Origin of the sequence: Streptomyces sp. NPDC021080 (genome assembly GCF_044333225.1) — a bacterium.
In the GTDB taxonomy this organism is placed as follows: domain Bacteria; phylum Actinomycetota; class Actinomycetes; order Streptomycetales; family Streptomycetaceae; genus Streptomyces.
The window spans coordinates 68,253-76,270 of record NZ_JBIRQM010000007.1 but is presented as its reverse complement, the minus strand read 5'-3'; the positions used below and the strand labels follow the sequence as shown (position 1 = coordinate 76,270).

6 protein-coding genes are annotated in these 8,018 nt (G+C 74.7%); 4 read left to right on the top strand and 2 right to left on the bottom strand.

The window, feature by feature from the left end; translation table 11 throughout:
* Positions 1 to 314 precede the first annotated feature (314 nt).
* Positions 315 to 1,088, top strand: a complete 774-nt coding sequence (locus tag ACH4S8_RS18630; protein ID WP_398395214.1) for a hypothetical protein — start codon at positions 315 to 317, stop codon at positions 1,086 to 1,088.
* Here ACH4S8_RS18630 and ACH4S8_RS18625 read toward each other — a convergent pair.
* Entirely contained in the window at positions 1,009 to 1,863 is an 855-nt protein-coding gene (locus ACH4S8_RS18625; protein WP_398395212.1) for a DUF4184 family protein, read from the bottom strand. The two genes, ACH4S8_RS18630 and ACH4S8_RS18625, sit on opposite strands and share 80 nt — an antisense overlap.
* 242 nt (positions 1,864 to 2,105) lie before the next feature.
* On the opposite strand from ACH4S8_RS18625, the gene ACH4S8_RS18620 reads away from it, so the two are divergent.
* From ACH4S8_RS18620 to ACH4S8_RS18610, 3 genes are all read left to right on the top strand, one after another.
* Positions 2,106 to 3,857, top strand: coding sequence for a lytic transglycosylase domain-containing protein (locus tag ACH4S8_RS18620; protein ID WP_398395210.1), 1,752 nt, complete (start codon positions 2,106 to 2,108; stop codon positions 3,855 to 3,857).
* A 165-nt stretch (positions 3,858 to 4,022) separates the two neighbouring features.
* Positions 4,023 to 4,157: an SPW_0924 family protein gene (locus ACH4S8_RS18615; RefSeq protein ID WP_398395208.1), complete on the top strand. Its 135-nt coding sequence runs from the start codon at positions 4,023 to 4,025 to the stop codon at positions 4,155 to 4,157.
* Positions 4,158 to 4,182: 25 nt separating this feature from the next.
* The gene (locus ACH4S8_RS18610; protein WP_398395206.1) at positions 4,183 to 5,175 is read left to right on the top strand and encodes a DUF3068 domain-containing protein; all 993 of its coding nucleotides are present in this window, start codon (positions 4,183 to 4,185) and stop codon (positions 5,173 to 5,175) included.
* On the opposite strand, the gene ACH4S8_RS18605 is transcribed toward ACH4S8_RS18610, so the two are convergent.
* A complete protein-coding gene (locus ACH4S8_RS18605) occupies positions 5,165 to 7,897 on the bottom strand; it encodes an ATP-dependent RNA helicase (RefSeq protein WP_398395204.1) in 2,733 nt (910 codons plus the stop codon). The two genes, ACH4S8_RS18610 and ACH4S8_RS18605, sit on opposite strands and share 11 nt — an antisense overlap.
* Positions 7,898 to 8,018 lie beyond the last annotated feature (121 nt).

Genomic DNA, 8,018 nt, shown 5'->3' with positions numbered 1-8,018 from the left:
GGGGGCGGGGGCGGGGGGGGGGGGGGGGGGGGGGGGGGCGGCGGGGGGCCGGGGGGGGGGGCGGGGGGGGGGGGGGGGGGGGCCCCCCCCCGGGGGCCCCCCCCCCCACGGCCCTTCGGCGTCCTCGGTCCCGCGCCAGGTGCTTCCCCGGCCTTGCGCCAGGTGTTCCTCGGCCCGGCGCCGGGTGCTCTTCGTTCCCGTGCGGGGTGTCTTCGTCCCTGAGCCGGGCGGCCCGGGGCGCGTGCCCGTGCGGCCGTCACCCGTGTGGTTCTTCCGGGGAGCCCCGGTCCGCAGGGTGACGTAAGGATGCGGGCATGGGTATACGCACGCTGCACCGCCGTACGACCCTGGGTTTACGCGCGGTCCACCGCCGTACGGCCATGGCCACGACCGTGGTGGTCGCGACCGCGACGGTGGCCGCGGCCGTCGTCCCGGTGCTGTTCGCGCCGGTGCCCGCGGTCGCGGCCGGAGCGGCCACGGCTCAGCTGCCGGAGTCCGGTCTCTCCTCCCGCCACGAGGACCGCGAGGAGGACTTCGGGGCCCGGCTGTCCCGCGATCTCCAGGCGGCGCTGTCCGCGCGCCCGGGGACGGTCCTGGTGTCGGTGCGCGACGACACGGGAGGCGGCCGGGCCCGCCCCACGAGCGGCCGGCTCCGGCTGCCGGCCGTGGTCGACGGCGCCCGCGCGGTCCTGAGGTCCGGCGCGCACTTCCTCCGGCCGCTCTCCCGGCTCCGTGACGGCCGGCGCCGGAGCGCGTTCTTCGGCCTCTCGCGCGGGCTGGGGGCGCACATCGGGACCGGCCGGCTGCCGCGGGCCGCGAACGGCGGGCGCGTCCATGGCATCGGTTCCTTCACCGGCCCGGCCCGCAGCTACCGTGTCATCGTCCTGTCGTACGACCATCCGACGATGCCGTACCGCGCCCGCGTCGTCGAGCGGGTCGCCCGGGCCCTGCACCGGAGTCTCGGCCGGGGACGCGGTCTGCTGCGTGCTCTCGCCGCCGGGATCCCGGTCAGCGAGCGCCGGGACGGCTCGGCTCCGTACGCGCCGGAGCGGGGCCGGGACGAGCCGGAGCGGGACGCCAGATCCTGACCGCCGCGACGTACAGGCACAGGCCGAGGACCAGGCCGGCGCCTCCGCCGAAGCACAGCGGCGGAATGAGCTCCCACGGCTTCGCGACGGACTTCCAGTACGCCCACCAGCGCACCGCCCGCTGCACCGCGGCGGCCAGCGCGAGGCCGCCGATCACCACGGCGGCCAGCCGGCGGTCGGCGGTGGACAGGACGGGCACCGCGACGACGGGGCCGTCCGGTGCGCGGCGCAGCGCACGTACGACGAAGGACACGATCATCACGGCCGCGACCGCCGAACTGCCGTACTGGACGTACCAATAGAGCGGCTGGCCCGCGAGGGTCCGCCCGAGGACGGGGAAGAGTTCTACTCCCCATCGGTCGTGATGGGTGAACGCGTCCCACACGACATGGGTCAGCGCGCCGAGTGCCGCGGAGGCGTACCACCACAAAGCGGTCGGCGTGCACACCGGCTCGCGTGCGGTTCCGCAGCGCAGGAGCTGTGCCGTGCGCCCCTGTCGTGCCGTGGGCATCAGCGCCACCAGCGGCTCGCGCAGCAGCAGCCAGGCGCCCACCAGCATCCATGCGATGAGCACATCGACGGTGAACACACCGGTGAACGAGTGGGTGAACGTGCCGAACTCCATCGCGCCGGGCACTACGCTCGCCGCGTAGTAGGTCATGTCGGGAGCGAAGGAACCCGTCACGAGAACGGCGGGAATCAATCGGCCGCGGCCGTTTCCGTTCTCCCGTATCGCGGGCAGCACGGCGGCCGCGTGACTGAGAGTGAAGGGCAAATCGTCCCCCTGTGTCACCTGTTGACCGGATCCGGTCGAGTCGTTGATCACCGGCGGCCAGTATGTGGGACGACGGTACATGGCCAACTGGTGAATATCGGGCACGAACAGGTCCCCGGACAACGGAAGTTGTCGTAGGGTCACCTGGGTTGCCGTGCGGGGCGCGCGGCCGGAGTCAGCGGTATCGCACAGGTCTGAGCGACGACAGGTCACGCCGGTCGTCCGTGGGAGGGGTTCGGTCGATGGCGGCGCAATTCGGCAGGAGGCTGCGCAAGGGCGCGGCAACCACCGCTGTGGCCGCGGTCGCGGTCGCGGCTCTGTCCGCTTCCCAGGCCCCGGGAGTGACCGTCGACGACCACGGCAGACAGTCGGCGGGCGCCGACCTCGGCCTGGGCGCCGGTGGCACCGGCGGTGACGGCACCGCGTCCGGCAACTCGCGCTACTACACGGACCTTCCGCCGCTGCAGAGCCCGAACCCCGCGCCGAGCGCGAGCGCGGGAAGCGGCACGCCCGCCGCCACGGGCGCCGCCGAGGCGGGCATCCCCGCGACCGTGCTGGCCGCCTACAAGCAGGCCGAGGCCTCGCTGCACGAGTCGAAGCCGACCTGCAACATGCCCTGGCAGCTGCTGGCCGCCATCGGCAAGGTCGAGTCGGGCCAGGCCCGCGGCGGCCGCGTCGACGCGAACGGCACCACCTTCTCGCCGATCCTCGGCCCGGTCCTGAACGGCAACGGCTTCGCCAGCATCAAGGACACCGACCACGGCGCGTTCGACGGCGACAGCACGTACGACCGCGCGGTGGGGCCGATGCAGTTCATCCCCTCCACCTGGGCGTGGGCGGGCCGCGACGGCAACGGCGACGGCAAGAAGGACCCGAACAACATCTTCGACGCGGCGCTGGCCGCCGGGCACTACCTGTGCCGCTTCGACCACGACATGTCGGTCCAGACGCAGATGAACGCGGCGATCCTCAGCTACAACAACTCGACGGCGTACCTCACCACCGTCCTGTCGTGGCTGGAGTACTACCGCAAGGGCACCCACGAGGTGCCGGACGGCACCGGCGCGCTGCCCTCGCACGGCAGCGACGAGCCGGCGACGACGAACCCGACTCCGACGCCCACGCCCCCGCAGCCGTCCGGGCCGAGCAGCCCCCGGCCGCCCGTCACCCCGAAGCCGACCCCGCCCGTCACCCCGACCCCGCCGGCCACCCCGACCCCGCCGCCCACGCAGCCCCCGACGGGCACGCCCACTCCCACGCCGACGCCCACCGAGACGGTGGACCACCTCACGAACGCGGGTGCCGGGAAGCTCACGGCGACGGCCGGGGACACCTTCGCGCAGAAGGTTGCGGTGCGCACCGACGACAAGGCCGGCAAGCCCGTGGCCAAGGTCCGGGTGCGGTTCTCCATCGTCGGCGACACCGACGCCACCTTCACCGGCGGGGAGAGCGTCGCCACCCTGGTCACCAACGCGGGCGGCGTCGCCACCGCGCCCGCCCTCGTGGCCGGTGAGAAGACGGGCGACTTCACGGTCCGCGTCACCGTCGTGGGCCGCGTCATGGCCGGCCTCGACTACACGGCGAGCGTCACCGAGCGCCAGGCCGACACCCTGGCCCGTACCGGCGACACCCCGCCGACCTGCGTCCCGGGCGGCGAGTTCGCCGACCGGATCGAGGTCAAGGCCACCTACAAGGGCGCCGCCGCGGGCAAGGTCGCCGCGACCGCGACCCTGATCAAGTCCGCCGACGACGCGGGCGAGAGCGACAAGGGCCCCTACTTCAAGGACGCGGACGGCAAACCCGTACGCACCCTCGCCACCCTCACCACGGACGCGGACGGCCTGCTCAAGCTGCCGAAGCTGTACGCCGACGACACCACCGGCACCTTCCTGCTCCGCATCACCACCGCGGGCGGGGCCACCCTGACCGTCGAACTCACGGTGGCCGCCGCCCCCGACACCGCCACTCCCACGGCCTCTCCCACCGCTTCCTAGAACGCAGCCGCCACCGCGCGGCACGGCTCGCCTCCAGGGCGCCCTCCCGGCTCACGCCGCGAGGGCGCCCTGATCCGTTGCGGCGCGACGTGTTCTCATCTCGCCCCGCCGTTGCTACGGTGCCGGACCTGACGGTGTATCAGCTCCTGGCCCCGGGAGGCCCGCATGCGTGCCCTCATCGCCGCCGCGACCGGCCTCGCCGCGGCACTCGCGCTGGTCCTGACCATCACGGCCATGGGCTCGCCGGCCGGACACACCTCGCCGAAGCCGCTGCTCACCACCGTCCCCCAGCACCCCTGACGCACGCACCGGGAGGGCCGTCGAGATGCGCCGCAAGGCAAGCCTGATCCTGCTCGCGCTCGCCGTGTTCTTCGCGGCGCTGTCCCCGCTGCTGCGCTGGTACGCCTTCCCGCGCCTGGCCAAGATCCCCGCCGGCCAGTACCAGGACATGGTTCTCGAGGCGAAGGACGCGACCCTCCTCGACTACGGCACCATGAAGGCCAGGAAGGTCTCCAAGGTCACCGTCGTCCAGACCCTCAAGGGCGACGTCGAGGCCTCCGAGAAGATCGAGCGGACCGCCGGCCGTGACGTCGTCGTCTGGGACTCCCTCTCCTACGTCCAGGGCCCCGACGGGAAGATGGTCTCCAAGCTCCCCGAGCGCTACATCTTCGACGCGCACAGCCAGGAACCCGTCCACGCCACCGGCGAGTCCGTCGACGGCGACCCCGTCACCCGCCAGGGCATCGAGTTCAAATGGCCCTTCAGGACCGAGAAACGGGACTACGAGTACTTCGACGCGCAGACCCGCACCTCGGCGCCCATCCATTACAAGGGCACCCGGACCTTCCGGGGCGTCGACGTCTACTACTTCGAGCAGACCATCCCCTGGACCAAGGTGAAGTTCCCCAAGGTCATGCCCGTCCAGGGCGTCACCCCCGAGTCCCTCGCCAAGACCGGCACCACCCGCTGGTACACCACCGTCCGCAAGTTCTGGGTCGAGCCGGTCACCGGGGCACCCGTCTACGGCGAGGAGATCCACAAGGAGGAGCTGCGCGGCGGCACGCTCCTGGGCGGCCGGGACAAGGTGACCGCCTTCTCCGGGGACGTGAAGATGCGCGAGGACTACATCCGGCACACCGTCGACCTCGTCAAGTCCAACCGCACGCTCGTCCTGATGATGACCTCCTACCTCCCGTGGGGCTTCCTGCTCCTGGGCGCGGCCCTGCTGTCCCTCTCGCTGTACCTGGAGGCCCGCGGCCGCAGGCCGGGCGAACCCACGCCCGCCCCGGCGGCCGACCCCGAGCCCGTCAGCGCCTGAGCCGCGCGTTCGTGAACCGCGTCGGCTCGGCGGTCGCCGGGTCCTCGGGCCACGGGTGCTTGGGATAGCGGCCGCGCAGTTCCGCCCGCACGCCCTTGTAGCCGTCCTTCCAGAAGGAGGCGAGATCGGCGGTCACCGCGGCGGGCCGGCCCGCCGGAGACAGGAGATGGACGAGTACGGGCACGCCGGCCAGGGCGGGTGACGCCTGGAGCCCGAACATCTCCTGGAGCTTCACGGCGAGCACCGGCTGCGCCGGGTCGGTGTAGTCGACGCGGATCCTCGACCCGCTCGGGACCTCGATCCGCTCGGGCGCGAGCTCGTCGAGCCGGGCCGCCTCCCCCGTCGCCCAGGGCAGCAGCCGGTTCAGCGCCTGCCCTGCGTCGATCCGCGCCAGGTCGGCCCGCCGCCGGGCACGGCTCAGCTCCGGCTCCAGCCACTCCTCCACGCGCGCGTGGAGGGCGTCGTCGCGGACGTCCGGCCACGGATCGCCGAGCCGAAGACGCAGGAACGCGAGCCGCCTGCGCAACTGCTCGGCGTCCGCCGACCACCGCAGCAGACCGAAGCCCTCCTCCCGCAGCCCTTCGAGCAGTGCATCCCGTACGAGACCCGGGTCCGCGTCCCGCAGCGGCCGCACGGCCAGCTCCACCGCCCCCAGCCGCTCCACCCGCCGGGCGACGACATCGCCCTCGGCCCAGTGGACCTCCTCGCCCTCGCCGTACAGACCGGCGGCGGCCCGTCGTGCCGTCTGCTCGTCGATCACCGCCGCGAGCCGCACGCGCGCGTGCCCCCTGCCCACGGGACGGTCGGCGACGGCGACCGCGAGCCAGGGAGCACCGCGCAGGACGGATCCCTCACCGGTGTCCGCTCGGGTTCCGCCGGCCATGAGATGGGAGCCGCCCCTCAGGTGCGCGACGCGTTCGGGGAACGCCAGCGCGGCGACGAGCCCGACGACCCGGTCGTCCCCGGGCTCCGCGCCTGCCCCGCCGCCCGCCGGGGCACGGCGGCCGTCCTCTCCGGTCTCCGTCTCCTTGGCGCGCACGCCCGGAGAGGAAGGGGAGCCGGAGAAAGGGGAGCCCGAGGGGGACGCCTGGCGGAGCGCCCGGCCGGGGGCGGGTGCGGGCGCCTGTGCGGAGGCGGAGGCGGAGGGAGAGACGGACGGAGAGGCGGAGGGAGGGGGAGAGGCGGACGGAGAAGCGGACGCGGGTGCCGGGGTGAGGCCGGCCGCCGCCGCGCGAAGGCGCCGGGACTCGGCGCGCCAGCGGGCCGCGTAGGCGTCGCCGCCGCGCCGGGCGGTGCGCCAGACCGCGGCCAGATCGTCGCCGTACTCGCGCGGGGGCTCCTCGCTCAGCAGGGCGACCACGTCGGCGGCCCGCGCCGCGCCCACCAGCGGGGCCGCGTCCAGCAGGGCCCGCGCCAGCCGGGGGTGCAGACCCAGACGCGCCATGCGCACACCGCGTTCCGTGGCCCGCCCCGCGGCGTCGACCGCGCCCACGGCCGACAGGACCGTCCGCGCCGCCGCCATCGCCCCGCTCGGCGGCGGATCCAGCAGGGCGAGCCCCGCCGCTCCGGGATCGCCCCAGCAGGCCGCCTGGAGCGCGAACGCCGTCAGGTCGGCCACCTTGATCTCGGGGGCGGGGAACGGTGTCAGACGGCCGTCCTCCGCCTCCGCCCAGCACCGGTAGACCGTGCCCGGAGCCTCACGCCCGGCCCGCCCGGCCCGCTGTCGTCCGGCCGCCTGCGAGGCCCGTACGGTCGCCAGGGCGCTCAGCCCGCGCGCGTGGTCCACCCGCGGCTCCCGCGCCAGCCCCGAGTCCACGACCACGCGCACCCCCGGAACCGTCAGCGAGGACTCGGCCACCGAGGTCGAGAGGACCACCCGGCGCCGCGCACCCGCCGTCAGCACCGCGTCCTGCACGGCCGCCGGAGCCCGCCCGTGCACCTGGAGAACGTCGACGTCCCCGACACCGCCCAGCTGCCCGGCGACCCGCGCGATCTCCCCGACCCCGGGAAGGAAGCACAGGACGTCACCCGGGCGCTCGGCCAGCGCCCGCCGCACCGTGGACGCCACATGCGCCAGCAGCGCCGGGTCCACCCGCATCCCGTGCGGCGGCCGTACCGCGCGCGGGGGCGGAGCCCACACCGTCTCGACCGGATACGAGACACCCTCCGCCTCGACGACCGGCGCGTCGCCCAGCAGCCGTGCCCAGCCCCCGGCGTCCGTCGTCGCGGACGCGGCGACCAGCCGCAGTTCGGGACGGAGCGCGGCCCGCACGTCCAGCAGGAACGCGGCCACCGTGTCGGCGTCCAGATGCCGCTCGTGGCACTCGTCGAGGACGACCACGTCGACGCCCGCGAGCTCCTGGTCCCGCTGAAGCCGCTGGAGCAGGACCCCGGTCGTGACGACCTCCACGCGCGCGCGGGGGCCGACCTTCCGCTCCCCGCGCACCGTGAAGCCGACGCTCTCGCCGACCGCCTCGCCCAGCAGCCACGCCATCCGGCGGGCGGCGGCGCGCGCCGCGATCCGCCGGGGCTCGGCCACCACCACCCGCCGCGCCGGCCGCCCGTCGTCCAGGAGACCCGCCAGGGCCAGCGGTACCAGCGTCGTCTTGCCGGTGCCGGGCGGCGCCACCAGCACCGCGCCGCCGTGCCCCTCCAGGGCCTCGTCCACGGCGGGCAGGGCACCGCGCACGGGCAGCGCGTCCAGGGCTTCGTAACGGATCACGCCCCCAGTCTCGTACGAGCGCCGGACCGGCCGCGCACGAACCCGGGGACGGGCTCCACCCGCGCGGACCGCACCGCGACACGACGAAGGGGAGCCGGATCGGCTCCCCTTCGTCCGCTGG